Source organism: Myceligenerans pegani (genome assembly GCF_014892515.1).
In the GTDB taxonomy this organism is placed as follows: domain Bacteria; phylum Actinomycetota; class Actinomycetes; order Actinomycetales; family Cellulomonadaceae; genus Myceligenerans; species Myceligenerans pegani.
In genome coordinates this window covers 112,477-138,682 of record NZ_JADBGR010000046.1, presented here as the reverse complement: position 1 = coordinate 138,682, position 26,206 = coordinate 112,477, and the positions used below count along the sequence as shown (strand labels likewise).

Here is a 26,206-nt window from a genome sequence, read left to right as displayed (position 1 = left end):
GTACGGACGCTGCTTCGGCGCCGGCAACAACGGAGCCACCTGCTCCCACAGCAGGTCAGGAACCAAATCCTCGATCACGACCCCGCAGCCTGCCCCGAACCGGCAGGTCAGGCATCTCGGACACGCCGACCATTCTGAAACGAGGTCTTAGGAGTCCGCCGTGTCCGTCGTCGGCTGGATGCCGGTCACGGCACTTCCGGCGTGGACCGTGCTTGGCGTGCCGTGGTTGGTCCGCAATCACAAGGCGAGGGGCAGCCTGGCCAGGGGCCGGTAGCCTCCGCCCGTCAGCGCCAAGCCCCGCCGGATTCACCCGCTTCTGTGATATGCCGCCCGGGCCCAGATCTCTACTCTGGAGATCATGTCCACGGACCCCCTGAGCATCGCGATGATCGGAACCCGAGGTGTGCCCGCGCGGTACGGAGGTTTCGAGACGGCCGTCGAGGAGATCGGGTCGCGTCTCGCGGCCCGCGGTCACCAGGTCCGCGTGTACTGCCGCCGGCCGGCGCAGCAGGACACCTTCGATCCCCCGACCTACCTGGGCATGGAGCGCGTCGTCCTCCCTGCGATGCGCCGTCGTTCCCTGGAGACGCTCAGCCACACCGCGCTGTCCGTCGCACACCTGGTCGCCCACCGCACCGACGCCGCCATCGTGTTCAACGCGGCCAACGCGCCTCTGCTCCCGGTGCTGCGCGCGGCCCGGATCCCCGTCGCCACGCACGTCGACGGGCTGGAGTGGCGGCGGGCCAAGTGGGGAGCGGTCGGGAAGCGGTACTACCGGGAGATGGAGACGGCGTCCGTCCGGTTGTCCGACGCTCTCATCGCCGACGCGCAGGGGATCGCCGACTACTACGCCACCCAGTACGACGTCGGCAGCCGCCTCCTCACCTACGGCGCGCCGGACCTCTCCGCGACCGGCAGCGACCGCCTCGAGGAGCTGGGCCTGAAGTCTGGCGGCTACCACCTCGTCGTCGCTCGCTTCGAGCCGGAGAACCACGTCGACGTCATCGTCGAGGGCTACGTCGCCAACGACGCCCAACTCCCGCTCGTCGTCGTCGGCTCCGCTCCCTACTCCGCGGAGTACACGCAGCGCATCCAGGACCTCGCCGACGGCGACCCGCGCGTGCGGCTGCTCGGCGGCGTGTGGGACCAGGAACTGCTCGACCAGCTCTACGCCAACGCGTTCACCTACCTGCACGGCCACTCCGTGGGCGGCACGAACCCCTCGCTGCTGCGCGCGATCGGCGGCGGCACCGCGACCATCGCGTACGACGTGCCGTTCAACCGCGAGGTGCTGCGGGAGGCCGGCCGGTACTTCCGCACCCCCGTGGACCTGGCGGAGCAGGTGCTCACGGCCGAGGCCAACCCGGAGGACACCGAGTCGCGCGGCGCCGACCTGGCGCGGCGGTCGAAGGACTACGACTGGGACGTCGTCGTCGACGGCTACGAACAGCTCGCCCGCGACCTGGCCGCGCGGAACACCCCCGGCCCGCGACCGTTCGCCCGGCGACGGCGCAGGCGGGCGTTCCGGCTCTGAAGCGGAGAGTCGTCACGCGCCGGACCGGGATTGCGATGGCACGCCGGACCGCGAACGACGTCGCACACGACGCCATCCCGAAGTGTGCACGAGGTTGCGAACGGATGTCGCTCGCTCACCGTAATTCGCGCCGGATTCACCCGCTTTTGTGATGGCCGAGCCGGGTCGCGACCCCTACTCTGGAGATCGTGCCCAGCAGACCCCCGCGCAGCGTGACGATCGGAACCCCGGGCGTGCCCCCGATCGACAGGAACGTCGGTGACGTCGCCGTGAACACCGGCGGCCCTGTTCCGACGGAGGCCACCGCCGGAGAGGTCGTGGCGTGGTGAGCTTCTCCGCGGCGCCCGCGCGCAAGCCGACCGTGATGCGGCCGCGGGAGAGCTTCCGGGAGACCATGTCCCGGCTCAGTGCTGCGCAGAAGGGCGCGGCCAGAGGGGCGCCGGCGTACTCGCGGTTCGTGAACCGGAAGATCGGGCGCGTGCTCGCGGCCGGCGCCTATCAGGCGGGCCTCACGCCGAACGCGGTGACCGCCGTGAGCGCGCTGTTCACGTTCACCGGGATCGGCCTGCTCGTGGCGCTCCCGCCGTCCTGGGGGCTGGGGGCGGCCGTGACCGCGCTGCTCGTGCTCGGCTACGCCTGGGACTCCGCGGACGGGCAGGTGGCCCGGTTGAGCGGGCTCAGCAGCCCGGCGGGGGAGTGGCTCGACCACGTGGTCGACGCGGTGAAGGTGGTGTCGCTGCCGCTGGCACTGGGGCTGGGCTTCTATCGGTACGACGTCGTACCGGAGGCCTGGCTGCTGGTCCCGCTGGTGTCCGCCGTCGTGAGCAGTGCGCTGTTCTTCGCGATGATCCTGACGGAGCAGCTGCGCCGCGCGCACGGCGTCGAGTCGAAGGCAGTGACCGGCGGTCGCATGCCGTGGCTGCGGTCGGTGCTCATGCTCCCCACCGACTACGGCGTGCTGTGCTGGGTCTTCGTCCTCCTGGGAGCGCCGACCGCGTTCTTCGCCGTGTACACGGTGATCACCGCGTGCACGGCGCTCTTCCTTCTGCTGGCCGCGGTCAGGTGGTTTCGAGAGATGGGGCGTTTGTGAGCGAAGTGATCGGGTACGCGCCGGGCGCCTGGGACCTGTTCCATGTGGGACACCTCAACGTGCTGCGGCATGCGAAGGCGAACTGCGACTACCTCGTCGCCGGTGTGGTCGACGACGACATGCTCGAGCTGGCGAAGGGCATCCGTCCGGTGATCCCGCTCGTCGAACGCGCGGAGATCATCCGGCACGTCACGTTCGTGGACGAGGTGTTCGTCGAGACGCAGCCGGACAAGCTCGAGACCTGGCGTCGCCGACCGTTCGACGTCTTCTTCAAGGGCGACGACTGGAAGGGCACGGCCAAGGGACTCGATCTCGAACGGCGGTTCGCGCAGGTCGGCGTCGAGGTCGTGTACTTCCCCTACACCGTCCACACGTCCAGCACGTTCCTGCGTGAGGTGCTCGACCGGGAGATCCGTTCGCGGGTGCGAGGCTAGCTGGAGGTCAGCCGGCTAACCGGCCCGGCCTCGCACCGCTCGCAGCAGCTGGACGAGCAGCGCGGCGTCGCGCCGCAGCGCCGGGACCGCCGCCAGGCACAGGCCCCACACCAGCAGACCGCTCGCCACCGCGATGGCCAGCCCCGTGGCGGACGCGCCGGCGGCGCCCGGCAGGAGCCCGGCGCCCCACGCCGCGAGCCCGACCGGTACCGCCTGCGCCAGGACCCGCAGGCCGCCCAGCGCGAGGCGACCGCCCGGGTACGACGTGATCCGGGACAGCCACCAGAACGACAGCGGCCACTCCAGGATCGCCGACGCCGCGAACCCGGCCGCGATCCCGTTCACCCCCCAGAAGCTCCCGACCAGCACGCCGGCGATCTTCAGCACGGCGGTCACCATCGAATAGGCCAGCAGCGCGCCGCTCAGCCCGCGGGCCAGGTACGTCCAGTACCCGACGTAGGCGAGCGTCTGGCAGCCGCCGGCCACGGCGAAGGCGGCGAGCAGCGGCGCGGCGGACTCCCACCCGGGCCCGAGGAACACGCCCACCACCGCGTCGGACGCCCCGACCACCACCGCGAGCACGAGCACGATCGGCAGCGCCAGCACCTGCTGCCCTCGCAGCAGCATGCGGTCGAACCGGACCGGATCCTCGGCGATGCGGGCGAGCACCGGCAGCGCGACCGTCGTGGACGGCTGGCGCAGCTGCGTCAGCGGCCGCATGAGGAGCTGGTACGCCCGGTTGTACAGGCCGAGCGGGCCGGGACCGAGCGAGAGGCCGATGACGAACGTGGCCAGGTTGTCGGCCCCGTAGCCGACGAGCTGGGAGCCCAGCAGCCCGCCGCCGAACCGGAAGAAGCCGCGTGTTCCCGCGCCGCGTCGCGGCCGCGCCGGCAGCCAACGGCCGGCCACCCACACGCCGGCGAGCGTCACGGCCGCCGTGGCGACCTGCTGGACGACGACGGCCCGGTGATCGTGCGTCACGAGCCCGACGGCGATCGCGGTGCCCAGCGCGGCCACGGGCGCCGCCACCTCGACGACGGCCAGCGTCCGGAAGCGCATCTCCCGCACCAGACCGGCCTTGTGCTGCGTGGCCAGCCCGTTGATGAGGAACACGAAGGCGAGCGCACGGCAGATCCCGATCAGCGCGGGCTCGTCGAACAGGCGCGCGATCAGCGGCGCCGCCGCGATGCACGCGACGCACAGCGCGGCGCCGATCGCAAGGTTCACCCAGAACAGGTTGTCGCGCTGCTGCCGGGTGAGGTCGGGTGCGCGCATCGCCGCCGACGACAGCCCGGCGTCGCGCAGGATCTCCCCGACGCCGACGGCGGCCGCGACCATCGCGACCAGCCCGTACTCGGCGGGCGGCACCAGCCGGGCGAGCACCGCCACCGCCGCGACCTGGAGCAGGATGCGCGCGCCCTGCGACGCGGCCGTGACCGTGGCGCCGCGCGCGGCGCGTCGCCCGAGACCCTGGGGAGTCCCGGTCACGTCCTGCGCCACCGGGACCGGAAGCTGCCGGTCTTCCCGTCGCCGTAGCCGCCGTACGTGTCGAAGTCGTGGTCCTTGCGGGAGACGCCGGTGGCGATGAGGCCGAGGCACGTGGCGCCGATCGCGTCCAGGGACGCGAGGGCGTCGGTGAGCTGCGCGCGTCGTACGGTCCGTGCCCGCGCGACGACGACGGCGCCCTGGGTGCGGCGGGCCAGCAGCGCGCCGTCGGTCACGGGGAGCAGCGGCGGGACGTCGAAGATGACGACGTCGTAGGCGGCCCTGGCCTGCCGGACGACCTGTTCCATGGCGTCGGCCTCGATCAGCCGGCCGGGGTTCGGCGGCAGGTCGCCGGCGGTCAGGACCGTGAACCGGGGCGGTCCGACCTGCTGGACCACGTCCTCCAGGTCCGCCCGGCCGATCAGCACCGTGGACAGGCCGGCCGTGCCCTCCAGGCCGAGCCGGTCTGCCAGTGAGGGCCGCCGCAGGTCGGCGTCGACGAGCAGCACTCGTGAGCCACGCTCGGCGAGCGCGTGGGCGAGGCCGATCGCCGTCGTCGTCTTGCCCTCGTTCGGGACGGAGGACGTCACGACGAACGACCGCACCGGCGCGCCGACGTCGAGGAACTGCAGGTTGGTCCGCACGCGGCGGTAGGACTCGGCCAGCACCTGCGGATCGGGGGCGCCCTTGCGGATCTGCGGCACGGTGCCGAGCACGGCCAGGTCCTCGCCGGCCGGGAGGTCCTTGGCCGTCCGGATCCGGGTGTCGAACAGGGCCAGGCCGACGGCGACGAGCACACCCACCGCGAGTCCCGCCGCCGCCCCGCCGGCCGTCAGGAGCCGGGTGTTCGGCGCGAACGGGTACTCGGGCGCCTCGGCCGTCGCGACGACGGTCAGGCGGACGGCGCTGCGCCCGTCGGCGTTCGACGGCGACACCTCCGACACGGTCTCCGACAGGTGCCGGGCCACCGAGTTCGCGATCTCCGCGGCCTGCCAGGGCCCGTCCGCCTCGGCGGAGATCTCGATGATCGCGGTCTCCAGCGGCACCACGGCCTCGATCCGTTCGGACAGCTCGCGCGGCGTCGTCGTGAGGCCGAGCTCCGCGATCACGGGGTTCAGCACCGCGGGCATCGTGGCGAGGGACGCGTAGGAGGTCACCAGGTTCTGCGTGTAGTTGGCTCCCTGCATGAGTTCCGAGACCGTGTCGCTGCGTTCCAGGCTGACGAAGATGCTCGTGGTGGCCCGATACTGGGGCGCGACGGTCTGCGCGTACCCGAGGCCGGCGAGGCCGCCGGCCAGGAGGGTCACGAGGAGGACCACCCACCGCTTGCGCAGTGCGGCGACGTAGTCAGCGAGCTCCATCCATCAGGCCTTTCCGATCAGTGGTCGCGGGCATGATAGTGCCGGGCCCGGCGGCGGGCACAGTGCCGGACGCGGTGGCGGACCCCGTGCCCTGCGCGGCGCGGCGGACGGCCGCGAGGTACCGCAGGCCCGCCGCGGTGCCACGCAGCGCCGGCCACAGCGTCCGCAGCGGATGCCGGACGACGGCCCGCCGGCCGCCCCGGAGCAGCACCTCGCGCGTGTGCGCGGGGGTGGCGCGCAGCCAGCCGCCCCAGTCGTCCCGGGCCACGTGCCGCGACGCGAAGAGCAGCCGGTTGCGGGTGTTGTAGTAGTGGTACAGCGGCGACTTGCCCCGGCTCGTGGCGCGGCCGTCCCCGGCGCGTGCGGTGCCGTCCTGCGTACCACCGGGATCGTGCACACACGTGAGGTCGTCACGGAGTGAGAGGCGGCCCCCGGAGCGGGCCCAGCGCACGCTGAGGTCGACGTCCTCCCAGTACAGGAAGTACTCCCGGCCGAATCCGCCGACGTCGAGCAGCCGCTCCGCGGACGCGGCGAAGCACGCGCCCGAGACCCACGGCACGTCGTCGGGCCCCGCGGGCGCACCGCTTCGCGTGCGGCCCCGGCGCAGGTCGAGCACGGCGCCGGTGAACCAGTCCGTGCCCCGCGGGGTGCGGATCGCCGGGGCGACGAGCAGGTGCGGGTCGGCGGCGACGTCGGCCGCGAGGGCCTCCGCGGCGGCGAGGTCGATGACGGCGTCCGGGTTCAGGACCAGGACGACGTCGCATCCCGCGTCCCGGGCGGCGCGGACCCCGGCGTCGGCCCCGCCCCCGAAGCCGAGGTTGGTGTCGGGCAGCACGAGCGTCCAGTCGTCCGCGGCCCCCGCGGCGACGACGCGGTCGCGCTCGGCCGCCGAACTCCAGGAGTCGACGAGCACGCGGGTCCACGGCGTGCCCGCGAACGGTCGCAGGGCCGCGCTGGCGAGCTGGACCGAGCCGTAGTTCACCACGACGACGGCGGTTGCGGGGGCGGTGGGCACCAGTGCATCCTGCCGGAACGGCCGGGCGGGGGCGAGCGGTGGCTCGGGTGAAATAGGGGACACCGGCGAGAATATCGCCGCTCATGCCCATAACCTTTGTCGTATGACCCCCTTCACCGGAAAGACCGCCGCCCTTTTCGCGGTGTCATTCCTGGTCGCGTCCGTTGTGTCGGCGTGCGGCCCCGCGGAGGCGGAGGCCGGCGCCCAGCAGCCGTCCGGAACGCCGTCCGCGAGCGTGTCCTCCCCGGATGCGGACCCCGCCACGCCGGAGTCGGAGCCGTCCGGGAAGCCGTCGGTCGCGTCCGGCGGTGACGGCTCGTCCGGCGACGGCTCGGGGGACGGCGTGGGGCACGGCATCGCCGCGGGCCGCACCACGACCGCCGTCGTCCCGCTCGGGTCCGAGGCGGTCGCGGTCGACGAGAGCTCCGGCCACGGGTTGTCCGTGAAGCTGACGGACATCGAGCGGACCGAGGCGGAGCCGTCCATGCCGGGCGAGATCGCCGGGCCGGCGGTGCGCGTCGAGGTGGCGGTGATCAATTCCGATGCCGAATATCACGCCCTTGGTGCGAGCGTCGTGAACCTGTACTACGGTCCCGACCGCATACCGGCGAGCTCGCTCTCCGGCTCCGGGGAGGAGGCTCTCCCGGATTCCGTGCCGGGAGGGCAGACCGTGACCGGGACCTACGAGTTCGCCGTCCCGGACGACCGGACCGAACGGGTGCTCGTCGAGATCGACGTCGACCCGCAGCTGCACGTCGCACTGTTCGAGGGAGAGATCAGTCCATGAGAATCGCACCCGCCGCCCTGGCCGCCGTCACGGCCGGGGCACTGCTCGCCGCCTCCGTGGGAGTCGGCGCCACCGCAGCCGCCGACACGGACGGGGACAGGGACACGATCTCCAAGTCGCTGGTGGGCCTGGAATCGGCGCTGGAGGGGGCGGGGCTGTCGGCGAGGTCCGAGCGGGACGCGTCCCCCGCCGGTTCCGCGGAACATGTCTCGCCCGTCAGCGCCGACGTCCTGCCCACCGTGCAGATCGACGGCGTCGTGTGGGCGCAGGAGGTCGTCGGCGACGTCGTGTACGTGGGCGGCGATTTCACCACGGCGCGCCCCGCCGGCGCAGCGCCCGGCACGCAGGGGGTGGCGCGCACCAACCTGCTGGCCTACGACCTGCGCACCGGCAACCTGATCCAGGGGTGGGCGCCTCGGGTGAACGGCGAGGTCAAGGACCTGGCCGCATCGCCCGACGGGAGCCGGCTGTACGCCGTCGGCCGCTTCACGTCGATCAACGGCGCCACGCGGTACCGCGCCGCCGCGTTCAACACCGCCACGGGTGCGCTCACCGGGTTCCGACCGTCGGTCAATGCCGTGGTCAACGCCGTCGACGTGCACGGCGGCACCGTCTACCTCGGCGGCGCCTTCTCGTCGGTGAACAACCAGCAGCGCGCACGGGTGGCCGCCGTCGACGCGTCCACCGGCGGAACCACGCGGCCGTTCACTGCGAACGTCGCGGACCGCTCGGTCCAGGATCTCCTCGCCTCGCCCAACGGCAACCAGGTGATCATCGCCGGTAACTTCACGAAGGTGAACGGCTCGCAGAACCCCGGCTACGGCCTGGCGCGGCTCAACGCGTCCACCGGCGCGATGCTGCCGATGCCGGTGAACCAGGTGGTCCGGAACGCGGGCCAGTACGCCGCGATCCTGTCGCTGGCCTCCGACGGCGAGTACTTCTACGGCACGGGCTACCACTGGGACAAGAAGGGCAGCACGGAGGGGTCGTTCGCGGCCAGCTGGGAGACCGGCGGGCTCGTGTGGCTGGAGGACTGCCACGGGGACACCTACTCGATCGTGCCGTTCCACGGCGCGGTCTTCACCGCGAGCCACAAGCACAACTGCGCCACGAGCGGCGGCTTCCCGCAGACCAACCCGAAGACGTTCTACCGCGCCACGGCGACCACGCGGACCGTCGAGGGCGAGAACGTCGCCGACGACCTGTACGGCCGCCCCGACAACCCCGGCACTCCGCGCCCCGAGTTCCTGAACTGGTACCCGCACTTCTCGGCGGGCTCCTACACCGGCCAGAACCAGGGGCCGTGGGACGTCACGGCGGCGGGCGACTATCTCCTCTACGGCGGCGAGTTCACGCGGGTCAACAACCGGCCGCAGCAGGGCCTCGCGCGGTTCGCCGTGCGGGAGGTCGCCCCCAACCAGGACGGCCCCCGGCTCGGCGGGGCGAACTTCCGGCTGAGCCTGCAGTCGTCGCAGGCGGGCAGGGTCAAGGCGACCTGGCCCTCGAACCACGACCGGGACGACAAGACACTCACCTACTCGCTGTACCGCGGGACCACCTCGAACGAGCCGATCCACGTCCGGGAGCGCACCGGCAGCTTCTGGCAGGGGGAGACCATGTCGTACACCGACACGGAGGCCAGGCCCGGCACGACGCAGCGGTACATCGTCGTGGCCCGCGACCCGTGGGGCAACGCGGCCTGGTCGCAGTGGGCCGACATCACGGTGAGCGGGGGATGACCGCACCGCACGCGACGGTAGCGGTCCTCACGTACCGGCGCCCGGAGCGGCTCGCCACGGCGCTCGAGGCGCTGCTGCCGCACGTGTCCGCGGCCGGCGCCGGGCTCCTGGTGGTCGACAACGACGTGACGGACTCCGCGAGGCCCGTCGTCGAACGCGTCACCGCCGGCCGCACGCCCGTCCGGTACGTCCACGAGCCCACCCCCGGCATCGCCGCGGCCCGCAACCGCGCACTCGACGAGGTCGCCGCATCCGGCTCCGACCTGATCGTCTTCGTCGACGACGACGAGACCCCCGCCGAGGGATGGCTCGCCACGCTCCTGGCCGCGCACGAACGCTACGGCGGGACCGGCGTCGCCGGACCCGCGGTCCCCAGCCTGCCCGGCAGGGACCGGTGGATCGAGTCCGGCGGCTTCTTCACCCGCCCGCGCTACCCCAGCGGCACCCGCATCGACGTCGCCGCCAGCAACAACCTGCTGCTCGACGTCCGCTGGCTCGCCGAACGCGGCCTCCGGTTCGACGAGGCGTTCGGGCTCACCGGCGGCTCGGACACCATGCTGACCCTGCGGATCACGACCCGCGGCGGGGCGCTGTACTGGTGCGACGAGGCCGTCGTCGAGGACCCCATCCCGGCCAAGCGGTTCACGCGCAGGTGGGTGGTGCGCCGCGCCTACCGGGTCGGGAACTGCACGATCCGGGCCGAGGTCCAGATCGCCGAGACCGCCCCCGGCCGCCTCGCCGCCCGGATGCGTGGCCTCGGCGCCGGCGTGATCCGGGTGACGGGCGGACTCGCACGCGCCGCCGCCGGCACCATCGCCGGCCACGGCTCCGCCCGCGGGATCCGTACCACGGCGCGCGGTGCCGGCATGATCGCCGGCGCCGTCGGCCTCGTGTACACCGAGTACGCCCGGGCAGCGAGGAGCCCCCGGCCCGTCGGGGTGCCGTCGTGACCGTCGTCATGTTCTCCGCCGAGGCGATCCGGACCACCACCAACCCGTACATCACGGAACTGATGGCCGCACTGCCCGACGACCTCGAGGCCGTGACCTTCTCCCGGCGCCGCGCCCTGCTCGGGCCCGTCGACGTGCTGCACGTGCACTGGCCCGAGACCCTCTTCCGACGCCGGAACGCACTCCGGACCGCCGTCGCCTCGGCACTGCTCGTGGTCTGCCTGGCCGCGATGCGCCTGCGCGGCGTGCGGACCGTACGAACGGTGCACAACGAGTCCCCGCACGAGCCCCCGACCGGCCCTGAGGGCTGGCTGCTCCGGCTCATGGACCGGTGGACCGACGAACTGATCCTGCTCAACCCGCACACCAGGTTCGATCGCGACCTGACCGCCACCGTCATCCCGCTCGGCGAACACGCCTCCACCTACGCCGGCCACACCGTCCCCGCCGGCAAACCCGGGCGCGCCCTGCACTTCGGCCTGATCCGGCCGTACAAGGGCATCGACACCCTCGTGCGGGCCTTCCGCACGCTCGACGACGACGCGGCCGCCCTGCACATCGTCGGACCCGCGAAGGACCCCGGCGTCCTCCACGAGGTGCGCGGCCTGGCCGACGGCGACGACAGGATCGTCGTCCGCGCCGGCTTCGTGCCCGACGACGCCCTGGTGCGCGAGATCGGCGAGGCACACCTCGTGGTGCTGCCCTACCGGCGCATGCACAACTCGGGCGCGGCACTGCTGGCGCTCTCCCTCGGACGGCCCGTGCTCGTGCCCGACAACGCCGTCAACCGCGACCTCGCCGAGGAAGCCGGGCCCGGCTGGGTACGGACCTACGCCGGCGAACTCGGCAGCGAGGCGCTCGCGGCGGCGCTGGCCGAGCCGGTCCCGGATGATCCGGTACGGTTCCGCGGCAGGACATGGCCGGAGATCGGGACGGCCCACGCGGAGGTGTATCGACGGGTGGCACGGTGACGGACGACAGCAGGGAACGCGCCCGCGCGGCGGCTCGTGCCGCCGTGACGGAGCCCATTCCCGTCGTCGTCGTGCGCGCAGCCGCTGGTGATGCCGGTGGCCGGACTCCCGGCGGCACCGGGAGGCGGGAAGCCGAGTCGCCCCGCCGGCGCGGCCCTCGGTCCCTCGCGGCCGCGCGGAACTGGGAGAGCGCCGCCGTCGTCGTGGCGCTCGTGCTCACCGTCGCCGTCGGGTCCCGCCTGGTCGTCGCGGCGGGGGTGACCGTCGGCACGCTGCTCGCCGTGGCGCTGGCGCCCGTGTGGCTCTCGGCGGCGGCCAAGTACCGCTGGGCCGGGACGTTCCTGGCGCTGGGCGCACTCTGCGCGATCACGGGGCCGGTCCTCACGACGCTCGCCGAACCCGGCCACGTCGTCGACCCGCTGCTGCTGCGGGAGAACTATGTGCGGCTCGCCGAACTGGTGCTCGGCGTCGGCGCGCTGCTGTGGGCGCGGCTGCACCTGGGCGTGCGGTGGCTCGCGTTCGCGTACGGCACGGGGATGCTGATCGACGTCGTGCAGCGCGGCGAGCTGAGCTTCAAGTTCGGCGTGGGCCTGGCGGTGTCGGTCATCGTGCTCGGGTGGCTCACGCCTGGCCTGCGTCCCGGCCGGGGCGTGTGGCGGCGCGTGCCGCGCACCGTCCAGGCGATGGCGTGCGTGTGCCTGGGCGTGCTGTTCGCGGCCGACGACGGGCGGTCCGCGTTCGCGATGCTCCTGCTCGCCGCGGCTGTGGTGCTCTGGCAGGTGCGGATCGAGGAGCGCTCGCTGCGGCGGTCGGCGTGGGTCACGGTGGGCGCGGTCGTCGCCGCCGGGCTCGCGGCGTACGGCGGGGCGCAGGCGCTCATCCTCGACGGCGCCTTCGGCACGGCCATGGCGCAGCGCACCGCCGCGCAGATCGAGCTGAGCGGGAACCTGCTGGCGGCCGGGCGGCCCGAGATGGGGGCGACGGCGGCGCTGATCGCGCACCGGCCGATCGGGTTCGGGCCCGGCGTGCCCGTCAACGGTGAGGACCTCGCCGTGGCCAAGCACGGGATGTCCCAGCTCGGCTACGACCCGGAGAACAACTACGTCTACGAGTACATGTTCGGGCGGGGGATCGAACTGCACTCGCTGTTCGGCGACTTCTGGGCCGTGTACGGGCCGGCCGGCGTCCTGTTCTGGGTGTTCCTGCTGCTGCTCGTTCTGATCGCGCTCGTGCGGCGTACGGTGCGCGGGATGGCGGACGCGCTGCTCGTGTACGTCGCGATCCTCACGGCCTGGAACCTGTTCTTCAGCCCGATCTACGCCTCGGTGCCGATGCTGATCCTGGCGGTGGTGATGCTCCTACCCCGCTGGGCCGACGCGGTACCAGGCGCCGAGGACCAGGAAGGCATCCGCGATACGCCCGCCCGGCCGTGAAATGCCTACGCCACGAGACAACCCCCGCGGGGTCTGCTGCGTTGGGGCAGCATGAGTCTTCGACAGACCGGCCTCGTGCCGGCCGGCCGATGCGGGGAGGTGGGCGGATGACGTCCGCCACGAGCGCCGACGCCATCACGGGCAGCCTGCCGGTCGTGGTGGCGGGCGATCGGACCCGTGAGGTGGCGTTCACCGCGTTCGCCCAGGCCAGGACCCCGGATCTGGTGCGCATGGCCTACTTCCTGTGCGGCGACGCGCACCGTGCCCACGACCTGGCCCAGACCGCCCTGGAGCGCACGTTCCGGCACTGGAACAAGCTCGCCGACGGCGACCCGTACGCCTACGCCCGACGCGTGGTCGCCACGGCGCGGATCGACACCTGGCGGCGCAACCGCAAGGAGATCCCCACCGAGGACGACGCCATGGTGTGGCGCACCGCGGAGGCGACCGAGGCGTCGGACACCGCGATCGCCGAGCGGGATCGCCTCGTGCGGGCGCTGGCGAAGCTCACCGCCAAGCAGCGTCGCGTCGTCGTGCTGCGTTACCTGCTCGACCGCTCCGAGGCGGAGACCGCGGAGACGCTCGGCGTCTCGGCGGGGACGGTGAAGTCGACCGCGTCCCGCGCCCTGGCGCTCCTGCGGGCGGAGCTGGGCGCCGACGGATTCGGAACCAGCCGTGAGGAGGGCCGGTGATGAACGCTCCGGAGGAGAAGGACCCGTTCGCGCAGTACCTGGCCCGCATGGCCGGTGACCTGACGCCTGTGGTCGACGGCGGCGCGATGGCGGGTTCCGCGATCCGCCGTGAGAAGCGGCGCCGGGTCGTCCTGACGGTGGCCGCGTGTCTCGCGGTGCTGGTCGCGATGAGCGGAGCCATGGGTGCGGTCGGCACCGTGTACGCGAACCGGCAGGAGCCGATGCCGGCGACGTCGGACAGCGTGCAGGCCGAGCCGTCGCCGAGCGTGCCGCCGTCCGACGACGACGGGCCTGCTGAGCACGAACCCGTGCGGTACGTCCGGACCGGCGGCGGCGAACTGCCCGTGATGCCGGGCGTGGTGCACGGAGTGACCGACGACGGGGCGGCACCGTACATTCTCGGAGGGCTCTGGTACGAGGTTCCCGCGGGGGGCTGGACGTCGGTCGGGGACGTGGCGGCCGGTGGCCGGATCGGCTGGGCGTCACCTGACAGCGAGCTCGCGAACGAGCGCCTCGGCGAGACGCTCGACCTGACCGTCGACGACGTCGTGACCGACATCGAGCTCCGCAACGTGCCGGACGCCTCCGGCTGGTCCGCCCCGGACCGGGACTCCGGGGCGATGACGCTCGAGATCGAGGGTGCCGATCTCGTCGTGATCGAGCCGTTCAAGGTGGTGACCGAGGAACGCAACGGGGCCGAGACCGAGGTGAGGCCTGTCAAGACCCGCATCCGCAGTGGGGGTGAGGGCTGGATCATCGAGACCCGGTTCCCGGCGGACGACGCCGGCGACGCGATGCTGCGCGACTTCCTCGGGAACCTCTGGCTGAACGACTACGGGGAACCGGACTGGTACGAGCCGATGTTCGAGTACCACGAGCTCGGCCCGGTCGAGCACGCCGTTCCGGCCGGCTGGACCAGGGCGACGACCGGCGGGCTCTCGTACGCGTACCCGGAGCGCTGGAGGGCGGCGCCGCGGGACGACGGCATGTTCGGGGAACTGGTGGAGGTGGTGTCGGACGAGACCGTCACGGTGGCTCCGGAGGCCGACCCCGTCGCCAGGTGGAGCGGGTACGTCGAGTCGGGTGACCCCGGGGCGAACTTCTGGCCGGGCGTGGTGGATCTGAGCCGGGAAGGCACGAGTGAGATCGAGGTACCCGGGGCGGACTACGCCGTGGTGCAGGTCATCGAGGAGTCGGCGGCCCCGGGGGAGGAGGGCCCGGGCTCCCTCTTCGTCGAGATCCACCTGCACCAGGAGGGCAACGGGAACCACGCGAAGGTCACTCTCGACTTCCCCGGCGGGGACGAGGGGATCGAACTCGTGCGCCAGTTCCTGGGCACGCTCAGCTACGAGAACTGAACGCACGTCGTCGATGTCGGTCACCCCGCATAGGCTTGCTCCCGATGACCTCCCTCTTCGACTCCCTGCATCTTCCCGGCTTTCCCGGTGGCTCCGAGGCCGAACCGGGCGACACGTCGCGCCTGCCGAGCGTGGCGCCCCGATGGGACGACGACGGTGCGGGCGACTCGACGGTTCCGGCGGAGCCCGAGTGGCTGGCGGGGCTGCCGCACGAGGCGGAGACGCCGCGAGCCAAGGGGGCCTACGCGCACCTCGACCCGGACGAACTGCTGGACGGGCTGAACCCGCAGCAGCGGGCCGCCGTCGTGCACGAGGGCGGGCAGCTGCTCATCGTGGCCGGAGCCGGCTCGGGCAAGACCCGCGTGCTCACCCACCGCATCGCCTACCTCCTGGCCACGGGCCGCGCCCGGGCCGGGGAGATCCTGGCGATCACCTTCACCAACAAGGCCGCCGCCGAGATGCGCGAGCGGGTCGAAGGGCTGGTGGGCCCGGCCGCGGGCCGGATGTGGGTCTCCACGTTCCACAGCGCGTGCGTGCGCATCCTGCGGCGTGAGGCCAAGACCCTCGGGCTCAAGTCGTCGTTCTCGATCTACGACGCCGCCGACAGCCGCCGCCTCATCGAGCTGGTGGCGCGCGAGCAGAACCTGGATCTGAAGAAGTACCCGGCGCGCTCGCTCGCCAACCGGATCAGCGACCTGAAGAACGAGCTGATCGACCCGGACACCTATGCGCGGCGGGCCGGCTCCGAGGAGGACGCCCCCGCCGGGGTCGGCTGGGCCGCGGCGCGGGACAAGCAGCGGTTCGACCAGGTGCTCGCCGAGGTCTACACCCGCTACCAGCAGCGCCTGTCCCAGGCGCACGCCCTGGACTTCGACGACATCATCATGACCACGGTGAACCTGCTCCAGGCGTTCCCGAACGTCGCCGAGCACTATCGCCGCCGGTTCCGGCACATCCTCGTGGACGAGTACCAGGACACGAACCACGCGCAGTACGTGCTGGTACGCGAGCTGGCGGGGGTGCAGGAGGACGGGGCCGGCCCGGAGGGTGCCCTGGACCCGGCCGAGCTCACCGTCGTCGGCGACGCCGACCAGTCGATCTACGCGTTCCGTGGCGCCACCATCCGCAACATCGAGGAGTTCGAGGCCGACTACCCGGACGCGACCACGCTCCTGCTGGAGCAGAACTACCGCTCCACCCAGAACATCCTCAGCGCGGCGAACGCCGTCATCTCCCGCAACGCCGGCCGCAAGGAGAAGCGGCTGTGGACGGACGCCGGGGCGGGCGCCAAGATCACCGGCTACGTCGCCGACGACGAGCACGCCGAGGCACGCTACGTCGCCGACGAGATCGACCGGCTCGGCGACGAGGAGGGCGTGCGCCCGGGCGACGTCGCGATCTTCTACCGCACCAACGCGCAGTCGCGCGCCCTGGAGGAGGTGCTGATCCGGGTCGGCCTGCCGTACAAGGTGGTGGGCGGCACGCGCTTCTACGAGCGCAAGGAGGTCAAGGACGCCGTCGCGTACCTGCGCGCGCTGGCCAACGTGGACGACGACGTGAACCTGCGCCGCATCGTCAACGTCCCCAAGCGCGGGCTGGGCGCCCGCGCCGAGTCGCTCGTCGCGGACTTCGCGGAGCGCGAGCGCGTCTCGTTCGGCGCGGCGCTGGACCGGGTCGAGGAGATCCCGGGCATGACGACCCGGTCCCTCAAGCCGCTGCGCGCGTTTGCCGAGCTGATGACCGGCCTGCGCGAGCTGGTCGACGACGGCGCCGGGCCGGCCGAGATCCTGTCGGCCGTGCTGGACCGCACCGGCTACCTGGCGGAGCTCCGGGCGTCGGAGGACCCGCAGGACGCCTCGCGCGTGGAGAACCTGGCGGAGCTGCACGCGGTGGCGACGGAGTTCGGCGAGCTCGAACCCGAGGGCGATCTCGCGGACTTCCTCGAGCGCGTCTCGCTGGTCGCGGACGCCGACCAGATCCCCGACGAGGACGTCGCCGACGGCGCCGCCGAGGAGGCCAAGGACGAGTCGGCCGACCGCGGCGTCGTCACCCTGATGACCTTGCACACCGCGAAGGGCCTGGAGTTCCCCGTCGTGTTCCTCACGGGCATGGAGGACGGCACGTTCCCGCACATGCGCTCCATGAACGACGACGTCGAGCTGGCCGAGGAACGCCGGCTCGCCTACGTGGGCATCACGCGGGCGCGCGAGCGGCTGTACATCTCGCGATCGGCCGTCCGGGCGGCGTTCGGCATGTCCAACGAGTTCCCGCCCAGCCGCTTCCTGGAGGAGATCCCGGAGGAGCTCTGGGACTGGAAGCGGCGTGAGTCCTCGACCCAGGCGATCCGCGGCGGGTACGGCGGCTGGAGCTCGGGCGGCTACGGCTCGGGCAGCGGCCGGGCCGGTGGGGGCTCCGGGTCCCGGGTGGACACCTCGTGGAGCGGCTCACGCTCCCGCGCGGGCAGCCCGGCGGGCGGCCGCGGCGGGTCCGGGACGTCGTCGGGCAACGGCTCGAAGTTCGGCTCGGTCAACATCCAGAAGTCCGTCCCCGCCCTGGACGTGGGCGACAAGGTCACCCACGACACCTATGGCCTCGGCACGGTGGTCGGCGTCGAGAAGAACGACGTGGTCAAGATCGACTTCGGCAGCAACGGCGCCAAGCGCATCGCCCTCAAGTACACGAAGGTCACCAAGCTCTGACCGGGCGGCCGAGCCCTTCGGCCGTCAGATGAGGCCCGCCCAGCGGCGCGCGACGTCGACCAGCTCGACCCGGTCGAGGACGTCGACCGTCTCCTGGGCGTGCCAGGCGACGTCGTCGGTGGTGCCGTCCCGTTCCACGGTGAGTTCCCCGCCGGTGATCCGGGCCCGCCAGACCAGCCGGACGCCCTGTATCGGGCCGGCGCCCGGCGCGATGCGGTCCTCGGCGGGGATGACGATGTTGTCCACCCCGAGCAGCTCGCCGAGTTCCACGTGGTAGCCGGTCTCCTCGAACACCTCGCGCACGACGGCGTCGGCCGGGTGCTCCCCGGGTTCCATCCCGCCGCCGGGCATCGTCCAGCCGGACCTGTTCCCCTCGTTCCAGTGCGGCAGGAGCATCCGTCCCGCGTCGTCGGTGATCACGGCATAGCAGCCGATGCGCAGGTCCATGGGGGACATCCTGCCCGACGCGGACGGCCCAGCCGCCGCGTCGGCCTCGCACCCGCGCACCGTGGAACGTCCGATGTCAGGCCGAGCGCTTCTCCAGCTCGTCGAAGGACTTCTGGAGTTCGGTGGCGTAGACCGCGATGCCCTCCATGTTCGGGTGGGTCGCGTCGGCGTGCAGCAGCTCGGGCCGCTTCGCGCACACGGCGTTCCAGTCCATGACCACGACGTTGTCCCGGCCCGCCGCGATCTCCTCGAGGCGGGCGTTCGCGTCCGGCACCCAGTACGAGATGCCCACCGTGTTCACCAGGACCACGAGCCGCTCCGGTCCGATGAGATCGAGCGTGCGCTCGGCCGCCTCGACGGACCCTTCGCCCTGGAACCCGGCGTTGGTGCCGAAGTTGAGCACGACGACGTCGCGCAGCGCCCCCCGTTCGGCGGCACGCCGGACGAGTCGGGGAGCATCTCGCCACTGGCGGATCGGCTCGGCGTCGATGTCGGCCCGCGGCCACTGCCCGAGCACGGCCGGCACGGCGGCCGCCAGCACCGAGTCCCCGAACCCCGAGATGCGTTCCCCCTGGCCCCCGCCCGGCGGCAGCGGGCCGGCGTCGTCACCGGCACCCCCGCGGGAGCCGGCTCCCGGCCCGGTACCGGATCCGTCACCGGACCGCTCGGCGCCCGTTGTGTCGCGGTCGCCCGCGCTGCCTCCGCCCGGATCGCCTGAATCCTTCGTGCCCCCGGCGGCCCGCTCCGCGGCCTCCTGGGCGGCGAGCCCGGCCGCGACCGCCTGCTCCGCGCCGGAGAGCCGCGGCGCGGTGGCGACCGCCGTCGTCGTTCCCGCGAGGGCCAGCACGACGGCGCCGACAGCGACCCGCGCCGCCCAGGGCCGTGCGTCCGGGACGCGTGCGGTGACCTGCGCCCACAGGGCCCGGAACGCGCCGCGGAAGCCGCGCCGCCGCACCGGCATCTCCACGAACCGGTACGACAGCGCGGACACGGCCAGCATCACGGCCACGACCACCCCGTCACCGGCCCACCTCGCCCAGGAACCTGCCGCAGCCCCCGGACCGCCGTCGGACATCACGGCCCCGACCACCAGCAGCACCGGCCAGTGCCAGAGGTAGATCCCGTACGACCGTTCCCCGACCCAGCGCAGCGGGGCCAGCTCCAGGAGCCAGGTCAGCCACCGCACGCCCGACACGCACCCCAGCACGAGGACCAGCGTCAGCAGCGACGCGAGCAGGAGCCCGCCCGGATAGGTCAGCGCGCTGTCGCTGCGCAGCAGGGCCCACAGGGCGACGAGGCCGCCGAGCGCGAGTACCGGCAGGAGGTGCGCCCGGAGCCCGTGCAGCAGCGGTCGCGCCCGGGCCCAGCGCAGCGTGACGGCCGCGCCGAGCAGCAGGCCGAACGCGTGGGTGTCGGTGCCGTAGTAGACCCGGGTGGGGTCGTCGCCCGCGGGGTACAGCAGCGCCATGGCGGTGGCGGACGCGACGGCGGCGCCGAGGGCGACGCGCACCCGCCACCGCCCCGAGGGCACGGTGAGCAGCAGCACCACCAGCAGCACGGGCCAGACCAGGTAGAACTGCTCCTCGATGGCCAGGGACCACAGCGGGCGCAGGAGCTCCGGGGCGGTCTCGTCGAAGTAGTCCGAACCCGCGGAGATCTCCAGCCAGTTGGTGCCGAACGTCGTCGCGCCGAGCACCTGGCGTCCGATACCTACGGTGAGGTCCGGCTCGACGAGCCGCGCCACCGGGACGGACACGAGCAGCAGCAGGAACAGTGCGGGCAGGAGCCGCCGCGCGCGCCGCGTCCAGAACCGGGGCACGTCGATCCAGCTCGTGGCGCCGATCTCGCGCAGCAGCAGCGTGGTGATGAGGAACCCGCTGACGACGAAGAACATGTCCACGCCGACGAACCCGCCCGGAACCCACCCGGGCTCGAGGTGATATCCGACGACGGCGGCCACGGCGAGCGCGCGCAGGCCGTCGAGCCCGCGGATGCGGGGACCGGCGAGGGGCTCGGAGGGTGCCCCGGCCGCCGCCGGCTGCGGTCCGGCGGTCCGGGGGTCGGTGGTCACATCGGCCACACCCGGACGCTACCGGACGCGCTCCGTCGTCCCGGGCGTTCTCGTCGGTGTGGTCGGCAACGGGCCGCCTACACCGCCCGCAGGTGCAGGATCAGGGCCTGCATCGGCCAGAGGTTCGGGATCTGCAGCCCGACGCGGTCGAGCACCACGCCGGGGACGGCGTCCGCGTCCTTGCCGAGCCACCGCGGCGTCCCGCCGAACCACCTGGCCCGCCCGGCCTCGTCACGGACCCGCACCGTGTAGCGCCGGCCGGGGTCGAGGCCCGGCAGCGTGACCCGCTCCGGCCGCGCGTCCGCCAGGGAGCCGACGGTCGCCACCGTGAACACCGCCTCCGCCCCGTCCGGCGCCACGACACCCCGCACGCGCAGTGCGGGATCCGCGGTGTCGCCGTGCACCACGGTCCCCGAGTGCAGCAGCCCGCGCAGCTCCTTGTAGAGGGCCGCGTAGGCGGTGACGGCCTCGGTCTCCTCGGGTGTGCACTCCAGGAGGTTCCACTCGAACCCGGCGTGCCCCTGCAGGGCGGTCGCCACGCGGTAGGAGAGATCCGTGGCCCGACCTGACGAGTGCGCCGGCGACGGCCCGACGTGCGCCCCGATCAGCTCCGGCGGCAGCACCAGCTCGGTCCACCGCTGGATGTCCTGGCGCTCGGCCGGGTCGTTCGAGTCGGAGGCCCAGACACGGTCGGTCCGCGCGAGGATGCCCAGGTCCGTCCGGGCCCCGCCGGACGAGCAGGACTCGATCTCCAGGCCCGGGTGGTCCGCCTTCAGCCGGTCGACGAGGCGGTACGCGGCGAGCGTCTGCGCGTGCGTGCCGGGTCGCGGCGTGCCACCGGCCGGCGTCCCCTCGACGTGCACCGCCTCCACGAGGTCCCGGTTGTGGTCCCACTTGACGAAGTCGACGCCGAGCGCGTCGATCAGCGCGGACATCTGGCCCCGCACGTGCTCCCACGCCCCGGGGTGCGCGAGGTCGAGGACGTACTGGTTCCGGAACGACAGCCCGTCCGGCGACGGGACCGACGCGGGGTTCCCGAGGATCCACTCCGGATGCTCCCGCGCGAGGTCCGAGTCGAGGTTCACCATCTCGGGCTCGAACCACAGCCCGAACTGCATGCCGAGCCCGTGGACGAGATCGGCGAGCGGCTGCAGGCCCTCGGGCCACACCGCCGGGTCCACCACCCAGTCACCGAGCCCGCGGGTGTCGTCCCGCCGGTCGTGGAACCAGCCGTCGTCGAGCACGAACCGTTCGACGCCGACGGCCGCCGCCGCCCGCGCCAGCTCCGCGACACGCTCCGGGTCGTGGTCGAAGTAGACGGCCTCCCAGGTGTTCAGCACGAGCGGCCGTGCCGTCGCCGGGTGCTGCTCCCGTGCCCGCAGCCAGGTGTGGAAGCGGCGGGACAGCCCGTCGAGACCGTTGTCGGACCAGGCGAAGTACGCGACCGGCGCCTCGTACGTCTCGCCGGGGGCGAGGCGGATCTCGCCGGGCCGGAGCAGTTCGCCGGCGCCGAGCTGGGTCTCGTGGTCCGTCATCCGGTCCGTCCGGTGCACGACGTCGGCCGACCAGCCCAGGTGGACCGCCCACGACTCACCGGTCCGGTTCCGGGGCTCGCCCGCGGACGCGATGCTGACCCACGGGGCGTCGTGGCCGCCGCGCCCGCGCCGGCTGGTGACGGTGGACGCCCCGGGCGGCATCGACGTCGTGACCGGCGTCTTCTCCCGTGCCCAGCGGCCGGTGAAGCTGGTCAGGTGGTCGGCGCCGCGGGGCACGGGGAGGGCGGTGTCCAGGTGGTCGATCGTCACCGTGCCCTCGCCCGTGTTCGTGAGCGCGTGCCGCAGCGTCACGAGGCCGCCGTGCCCGACGGCGATCACGGAGCTGAGCTCGAGGCCGTCCGACGACGCGGTGAGCCGGAGCGTGGCGTCGTCGCCCGTGCGCCCGGTCACGGTCCAGCGGGGGAACACGGGACGGCCGTCGCGCAGCGCGACCATCCCCGGCCGTCCCGACCAGCCGTCCGACTCCTGCGGCAGCAGCGGGACCCGCGGGCCGGCGTCGAGCGGGGCGGGCGGGGTCCGCGGGTCGGTCGCGGCGTCGAGCGCGGCGAGGTCGGCGGCCGGGAGCGGACCGAGGTCGGCGCCCCAGTGCAGGACGGACGGCAGGCCGGTGGCGGGGTGCTCGAGAACGACGGCGACGCCGTCGCGCCTCAGGACGGTCGGGCTCTGCGGCGAGGCCGGTGGTGTGTGCGTCATCGCGCCCATTATCGCGGTGACCATCGTGTCTCCGTGACCACTGTTCGGTGAGCGGGGTCGGCGTTGACCAGGGCCCCGTCGGCCGCGTTCCCGCGACCACAGTGTGACAGCGTTGTCGTCAGTAAGGCCCGGCGTAGTAGGTTCGGCCCGTGACACCGTGGACACAGCTGCCCTCTCACCGCGCCTGGCTCGACGCAGAGTCCCGGCGCCTGCTCGCCTTCGGCCTCGGGGCCGCGCTCCCCGGCGGCGGCGCCGCGTACCTGGACGACGACGGCGTCCCGGACCCCGCGCACGGCGTGCAGACCTGGATCACGTGCCGGACCGTGCACGTCCACTCCCTGGGCGCACTGCTCGGGATCCCGGGATGCGGCCCGGCCGCCGACGCGGCCCTGGCCGGGCTGACCGGCCCTCTCCGGGATCCGGAGCACGGCGGCTGGTACGGCGCCCTGGACGCCGACGGCAGACCCCACACCGGTGCCGGCAAGTCCTGCTACGACCACGCCTTCGTCATGCTCGCGGCGTCCTCGGCGGCGCTCGCCGGGCGCCCCGGCGGTACGGAACTGCTCGCCGAGGCGACGCGCGTCTACGTCGAGAGGTTCTGGGACGACGACGCCGGCCGCCCCGTCGACACCTGGGACGTCACGTTCACGCACTGCGACGACTACCGCGGCCTGAACGCGACCATGCACTCCGTCGAGGCGATGCTCGCGGTCGCCGACGCGGTGGATGCGCTCGCCGCGAAGCCTGCCACAACCGCCGTCGGGCACCGTGCCGGACAGCGCGACGGGGCCGGCCACCACACCGCGGACCCCGCCACGTCCGCCGTCGCCGGCCTCCTCGACCACGGGGACGGGGCCGTGTGGCGGGAGCGTGCCGCGCGGGCCGTCGCGTTCGTGGCGGACCTGGCCGAGAGCCACGACGGGCGGCTGCCCGAGCACTTCGGGCGGGACTGGACCCCGGACCTCGGCCTGAACCGGGATCGCCCCGACGACAAGTTCAAGCCGTACGGCGCCACGCCGGGCCACGGACTGGAGTGGGCGCGGCTGATCCTCCACCTGGAGGCCGCGACCGGGCCGGACGAGGGGCTGGTGCGGACCGCGACGGCGTTGTTCGACCGCGCTGTCGAGGACGCCTGGGCCGCCGACGGCGCCGACGGGTTCGTCTACACCACCGACTGGGACGGCGTGCCCGTGGTCCGCACGCGTATGCACTGGGTGCTGGCGGAGGCGATCGGGACGGCCGCCGCGCTGCACGCGCGCACCGGCGAGGACCGGTTCGCCGAGTGGTACGCCCGCTGGTGGGACTACGCCGAGCGCTACCTCATCGACCGTCGCCGCGGTTCGTGGCACCACGAGCTCGACGAGGACAACCGCCCGTCGGCCAAGGTCTGGCCGGGCAAGCCCGACCTCTACCACGCCTTCCAGGTCACGCTGATCCCGCGGCTCCCGCTCGCCCCGACGCTCGCGGCGGCCCTGGCGTCCGGCGGTTCCGCGTGATGTGACGTGATTCCCACACCGTGAACTTATGCGAGGCCGTCAACAGGGCTACGCTGTACGCGATGTCTTGACGTCGAGACACTGGCCGGTATCGACGAGCGGCCCTCGACCGTGAGGCACACGCCGTCGGTCATCCGCTGCGTTTTCCACTCGACCAGGGACATCTGCCTAGCAGGCCCCTGCGATCGTGCAGTGCGCGCGGGGGCGAGACCGATGGAAGGACGCAGCAGGGTGGACCTGTTCGAATACCAGGCGCGCGACATCTTCGAGAAGCACGGCGTACCCGTGCTGGGCGGTGTCGTCGCGACGACGCCGCAGGAAGCTCGCGAAGGCGCTGAGAAGCTCGGCGGGGGTACCGTCGTCGTCAAGGCCCAGGTGAAGACCGGAGGTCGGGGCAAGGCGGGCGGCGTGAAGCTGGCCCACTCGCCGGAGGAGGCGGAGGCCAAGGCCGCCGAGATCCTCGGCATGGACATCAAGGGCCACACGGTCCACCGCGTGATGATCGCGCAGGGCGCGAAGATCGCGGAGGAGTACTACTTCTCGATCCTGCTGGACCGCGCGAACCGCAACTACCTGGCCATGTGCTCGGTCGAGGGCGGCGTGGAGATCGAGCAGCTCGCCGTCGAGCGGCCCGAGGCGCTCGCCAGGATCGCCGTCGACCCGCTGACCGGGATCGACGAGGCCAAGGCCGCCGAGATCGTGGACGCCGCCGGCTTCGCCGACGACGTCAAGGGCAAGGTCGCCGAGACCATCCAGACGCTGTGGACGGTGTTCAAGAACGAGGATGCCACCCTCGTCGAGGTGAACCCGCTGGTCAAGACGGAGGACGGCGCGATCGTCGCGCTGGACGGCAAGGTCTCGCTCGACGAGAACGCGTCGGAGGTGCGCCACCCCGACCACGCCGAGCTCGAGGACAAGGCCGCGACCGACCCGCTCGAGGCCAAGGCCAAGGAGAACAACCTCAACTACGTCAAGCTCGACGGCGAGGTCGGCATCATCGGTAACGGCGCGGGCCTGGTCATGTCGACGCTCGACGTCGTCGCCTACGCCGGCGAGAAGCACGGCAACGTCAAGCCGGCGAACTTCCTCGACATCGGCGGCGGCGCGAACGCCGAGGTCATGGCCAACGGCCTGGACGTCATCCTCGGTGACGAGCAGGTCAAGGCCGTGTTCGTGAACGTCTTCGGCGGCATCACCGCCTGCGACGAGGTGGCCAAGGGCATCGTCGGCGCGCTGGACCTGCTGGGCGACCACGCGACCAAGCCGCTGGTGGTGCGCCTCGACGGCAACAACGTGGACCTGGGCCGCGAGATCCTCGCCACGCGCAACCACCCGCTGGTCACCCTGGCCGACACCATGGACGGCGGCGCCGACAAGGCCGCCGAGCTGGCCAACGCCTGAGCCCCGCGACGACGCCACAGAGAGCAGAGACTGACTGACATGTCCATCTACCTGAACAAGGACAGCAAGATCATCGTCCAGGGCATCACCGGCGGCATGGGTGCGAAGCACACCGCCCTGATGCTCGACTCGGGCGCCACGATCGTGGGCGGCGTGAACGCCCGCAAGGCCGGCACGACGGTGCAGCACAAGGACCACGAGGGCAACGATGTCACCCTCCCGGTGTTCGGCACGGTCAAGGAGGCCATGGCCGAGACCGGCGCGGACGTCTCCGTCGTGTTCGTGCCGCCGGCCTTCACGAAGGACGCGTGCATCGAGGCCATCGACGCGGGCATCGGCCTGCTCGTGGTCATCACCGAGGGCGTGCCCGTGCAGGACTCGGCGGAGGTCTTCGCCTACCTGCAGGGCAAGGAGACGCGGATGATCGGCCCGAACTGCCCGGGCATCATCACGCCGGGCGAGTCGCTCGCCGGCATCACGCCGCACACCATCACGGGCAAGGGCCCGATCGGTCTCGTGTCGAAGTCCGGCACGCTGACCTACCAGATGATGTACGAGCTGAAGGACTTCGGGTTCTCCACCGCCATCGGCATCGGCGGCGACCCGGTCATCGGCACCACGCACATCGACGCGCTCGAGGCCTTCGAGAACGACCCGGAGACCAAGGCGATCGTGATGATCGGCGAGATCGGCGGGGACGCCGAGGAGCGCGCCGCCGCGTACATCAAGGAGCACGTCACCAAGCCGGTGGTGGGCTACGTCGCGGGCTTCACCGCGCCGGAGGGCAAGACCATGGGCCACGCGGGGGCGATCGTGTCCGGCTCCGCCGGCACCGCGGCCGCGAAGAAGGAGGCCCTGGAGGCCGTCGGCGTCAAGGTCGGCAAGACGCCGTCCGAGACGGCCGAGCTCATGCGGGAGATCCTCAAGGCTCTCTGAGTCCGGTCCGGACGCCGCGCTGGTCGGTCACGGTGTGACCGACCGGCCGGTGTCTGGT

The 26,206-nt window shown here is 72.7% G+C and carries 21 protein-coding genes; 15 read left to right on the top strand and 6 right to left on the bottom strand.

What is annotated here, in order from left to right; translation table 11 throughout:
• Positions 1-358: 358 nt before the first annotated feature.
• The 4 genes from IIE03_RS03580 to IIE03_RS03565 all read left to right on the top strand — a co-directional run bounded on the left by IIE03_RS03580 (position 359) and on the right by IIE03_RS03565 (position 3,058).
• Positions 359-1,534 carry a DUF1972 domain-containing protein gene (locus IIE03_RS03580; protein WP_192861344.1) on the top strand — a complete coding sequence of 392 codons (1,176 nt, stop codon included), beginning with the start codon at positions 359-361 and terminating at the stop codon, positions 1,532-1,534.
• A gap of 188 nt (positions 1,535-1,722) precedes the next feature.
• Complete coding sequence (locus tag IIE03_RS03575) at positions 1,723-1,863, top strand: hypothetical protein (RefSeq protein WP_192861343.1); 141 nt, start codon at positions 1,723-1,725, stop codon at positions 1,861-1,863.
• A gap of 35 nt (positions 1,864-1,898) precedes the next feature.
• Positions 1,899-2,624: a CDP-alcohol phosphatidyltransferase family protein gene (locus IIE03_RS03570; RefSeq protein WP_192861360.1), complete on the top strand. Its 726-nt coding sequence runs from the start codon at positions 1,899-1,901 to the stop codon at positions 2,622-2,624.
• A gap of 5 nt (positions 2,625-2,629) precedes the next feature.
• Positions 2,630-3,058 (top strand): FAD synthase family protein, encoded by a 429-nt coding sequence (locus IIE03_RS03565; protein WP_408632824.1) that lies wholly within the window; start codon positions 2,630-2,632, stop codon positions 3,056-3,058.
• A gap of 15 nt (positions 3,059-3,073) precedes the next feature.
• Here the strand turns inward: IIE03_RS03565 and IIE03_RS03560 are convergent, their stop codons facing one another.
• The 3 genes from IIE03_RS03560 to IIE03_RS03550 are packed head-to-tail and all read right to left on the bottom strand — an operon-like array spanning position 3,074 to position 6,919.
• Positions 3,074-4,546 carry a lipopolysaccharide biosynthesis protein gene (locus IIE03_RS03560; RefSeq protein ID WP_192861341.1) on the bottom strand — a complete coding sequence of 491 codons (1,473 nt, stop codon included), beginning with the start codon at positions 4,544-4,546 and terminating at the stop codon, positions 3,074-3,076.
• Positions 4,543-5,904 carry a tyrosine-protein kinase domain-containing protein gene (locus tag IIE03_RS03555; RefSeq protein ID WP_192861340.1) on the bottom strand — a complete coding sequence of 454 codons (1,362 nt, stop codon included), beginning with the start codon at positions 5,902-5,904 and terminating at the stop codon, positions 4,543-4,545. Before IIE03_RS03555 ends, IIE03_RS03560 begins: the two co-directional genes overlap by 4 nt.
• Positions 5,891-6,919, bottom strand: coding sequence for a glycosyltransferase family 2 protein (locus IIE03_RS03550; protein WP_192861339.1), 1,029 nt, complete (start codon positions 6,917-6,919; stop codon positions 5,891-5,893). Before IIE03_RS03550 ends, IIE03_RS03555 begins: the two co-directional genes overlap by 14 nt.
• Before the next feature lie 103 nt (positions 6,920-7,022).
• Here IIE03_RS03550 and IIE03_RS03545 point away from each other — a divergent pair, with 103 nt between their 5' ends.
• The 8 genes from IIE03_RS03545 to pcrA all read left to right on the top strand — a co-directional run bounded on the left by IIE03_RS03545 (position 7,023) and on the right by pcrA (position 17,548).
• Positions 7,023-7,706 carry a hypothetical protein gene (locus IIE03_RS03545; RefSeq protein WP_192861338.1) on the top strand — a complete coding sequence of 228 codons (684 nt, stop codon included), beginning with the start codon at positions 7,023-7,025 and terminating at the stop codon, positions 7,704-7,706.
• Positions 7,703-9,445 carry a hypothetical protein gene (locus tag IIE03_RS03540; RefSeq protein ID WP_192861337.1) on the top strand — a complete coding sequence of 581 codons (1,743 nt, stop codon included), beginning with the start codon at positions 7,703-7,705 and terminating at the stop codon, positions 9,443-9,445. The genes IIE03_RS03545 and IIE03_RS03540 overlap by 4 nt, the downstream gene beginning before the upstream one ends.
• The gene (locus IIE03_RS03535) at positions 9,442-10,395 is read left to right on the top strand and encodes a glycosyltransferase family 2 protein (protein ID WP_192861336.1); all 954 of its coding nucleotides are present in this window, start codon (positions 9,442-9,444) and stop codon (positions 10,393-10,395) included. Before IIE03_RS03540 ends, IIE03_RS03535 begins: the two co-directional genes overlap by 4 nt.
• Positions 10,392-11,366, top strand: a complete 975-nt coding sequence (locus IIE03_RS03530; RefSeq protein WP_192861335.1) for a glycosyltransferase — start codon at positions 10,392-10,394, stop codon at positions 11,364-11,366. The genes IIE03_RS03535 and IIE03_RS03530 overlap by 4 nt, the downstream gene beginning before the upstream one ends.
• Positions 11,363-12,799, top strand: coding sequence for a hypothetical protein (locus tag IIE03_RS03525; protein ID WP_192861334.1), 1,437 nt, complete (start codon positions 11,363-11,365; stop codon positions 12,797-12,799). The genes IIE03_RS03530 and IIE03_RS03525 overlap by 4 nt, the downstream gene beginning before the upstream one ends.
• Positions 12,800-12,906: 107 nt before the next feature.
• On the top strand, positions 12,907-13,491 hold the full coding sequence (locus IIE03_RS03520; RefSeq protein ID WP_192861333.1) for a SigE family RNA polymerase sigma factor: 585 nt from the start codon (positions 12,907-12,909) through the stop codon (positions 13,489-13,491).
• The gene (locus tag IIE03_RS03515) at positions 13,491-14,849 is read left to right on the top strand and encodes a hypothetical protein (RefSeq protein WP_192861332.1); all 1,359 of its coding nucleotides are present in this window, start codon (positions 13,491-13,493) and stop codon (positions 14,847-14,849) included. The genes IIE03_RS03520 and IIE03_RS03515 overlap by 1 nt, the downstream gene beginning before the upstream one ends.
• Before the next feature lie 44 nt (positions 14,850-14,893).
• Complete coding sequence (gene pcrA / locus IIE03_RS03510; protein WP_192861331.1) at positions 14,894-17,548, top strand: DNA helicase PcrA; 2,655 nt, start codon at positions 14,894-14,896, stop codon at positions 17,546-17,548.
• A 24-nt stretch (positions 17,549-17,572) separates the two neighbouring features.
• On the opposite strand, the gene IIE03_RS03505 is transcribed toward pcrA, so the two are convergent.
• The 3 genes from IIE03_RS03505 to IIE03_RS03495 all read right to left on the bottom strand — a co-directional run bounded on the left by IIE03_RS03505 (position 17,573) and on the right by IIE03_RS03495 (position 22,315).
• On the bottom strand, positions 17,573-17,995 hold the full coding sequence (locus IIE03_RS03505; protein ID WP_192861330.1) for an NUDIX hydrolase: 423 nt from the start codon (positions 17,993-17,995) through the stop codon (positions 17,573-17,575).
• A 76-nt stretch (positions 17,996-18,071) separates the two neighbouring features.
• Positions 18,072-20,075: an acyltransferase family protein gene (locus tag IIE03_RS03500; protein WP_192861329.1), complete on the bottom strand. Its 2,004-nt coding sequence runs from the start codon at positions 20,073-20,075 to the stop codon at positions 18,072-18,074.
• A gap of 68 nt (positions 20,076-20,143) precedes the next feature.
• Entirely contained in the window at positions 20,144-22,315 is a 2,172-nt protein-coding gene (locus IIE03_RS03495) for an alpha-galactosidase (protein ID WP_192861328.1), read from the bottom strand.
• A 149-nt stretch (positions 22,316-22,464) separates the two neighbouring features.
• Here IIE03_RS03495 and IIE03_RS03490 point away from each other — a divergent pair, with 149 nt between their 5' ends.
• The 3 genes from IIE03_RS03490 to sucD all read left to right on the top strand — a co-directional run bounded on the left by IIE03_RS03490 (position 22,465) and on the right by sucD (position 26,148).
• Entirely contained in the window at positions 22,465-23,811 is a 1,347-nt protein-coding gene (locus IIE03_RS03490) for an AGE family epimerase/isomerase (protein WP_192861327.1), read from the top strand.
• Positions 23,812-24,042: 231 nt separating this feature from the next.
• Complete coding sequence (sucC, locus tag IIE03_RS03485) at positions 24,043-25,212, top strand: ADP-forming succinate--CoA ligase subunit beta (RefSeq protein ID WP_192861326.1); 1,170 nt, start codon at positions 24,043-24,045, stop codon at positions 25,210-25,212.
• Positions 25,213-25,251: 39 nt separating this feature from the next.
• Positions 25,252-26,148 (top strand): succinate--CoA ligase subunit alpha, encoded by an 897-nt coding sequence (gene sucD / locus IIE03_RS03480; RefSeq protein ID WP_192861325.1) that lies wholly within the window; start codon positions 25,252-25,254, stop codon positions 26,146-26,148.
• Positions 26,149-26,206: the final 58 nt, after the last annotated feature.

What these genes read in the sequence shown, in the direction of transcription:
- IIE03_RS03580 (WP_192861344.1), top strand. Translation starts at nt 359, where the DNA reads ATGTCCACGGACCCCCTGAGCATCGCGATGATCGGAACCCGAGGTGTG.
- IIE03_RS03505 (WP_192861330.1), bottom strand. Translation starts at nt 17,995, where the DNA reads ATGGACCTGCGCATCGGCTGCTATGCCGTGATCACCGACGACGCGGGA.
- IIE03_RS03535 (WP_192861336.1), top strand. Translation starts at nt 9,442, where the DNA reads ATGACCGCACCGCACGCGACGGTAGCGGTCCTCACGTACCGGCGCCCG.
- IIE03_RS03515 (WP_192861332.1), top strand. Translation starts at nt 13,491, where the DNA reads ATGAACGCTCCGGAGGAGAAGGACCCGTTCGCGCAGTACCTGGCCCGC.
- IIE03_RS03555 (WP_192861340.1), bottom strand. Translation starts at nt 5,904, where the DNA reads ATGGAGCTCGCTGACTACGTCGCCGCACTGCGCAAGCGGTGGGTGGTC.
- IIE03_RS03495 (WP_192861328.1), bottom strand. Translation starts at nt 22,315, where the DNA reads ATGACGCACACACCACCGGCCTCGCCGCAGAGCCCGACCGTCCTGAGG.
- IIE03_RS03540 (WP_192861337.1), top strand. Translation starts at nt 7,703, where the DNA reads ATGAGAATCGCACCCGCCGCCCTGGCCGCCGTCACGGCCGGGGCACTG.
- pcrA (WP_192861331.1), top strand. Translation starts at nt 14,894, where the DNA reads ATGACCTCCCTCTTCGACTCCCTGCATCTTCCCGGCTTTCCCGGTGGC.
- IIE03_RS03545 (WP_192861338.1), top strand. Translation starts at nt 7,023, where the DNA reads ATGACCCCCTTCACCGGAAAGACCGCCGCCCTTTTCGCGGTGTCATTC.
- IIE03_RS03520 (WP_192861333.1), top strand. Translation starts at nt 12,907, where the DNA reads ATGACGTCCGCCACGAGCGCCGACGCCATCACGGGCAGCCTGCCGGTC.
- sucD (WP_192861325.1), top strand. Translation starts at nt 25,252, where the DNA reads ATGTCCATCTACCTGAACAAGGACAGCAAGATCATCGTCCAGGGCATC.
- IIE03_RS03570 (WP_192861360.1), top strand. Translation starts at nt 1,899, where the DNA reads ATGCGGCCGCGGGAGAGCTTCCGGGAGACCATGTCCCGGCTCAGTGCT.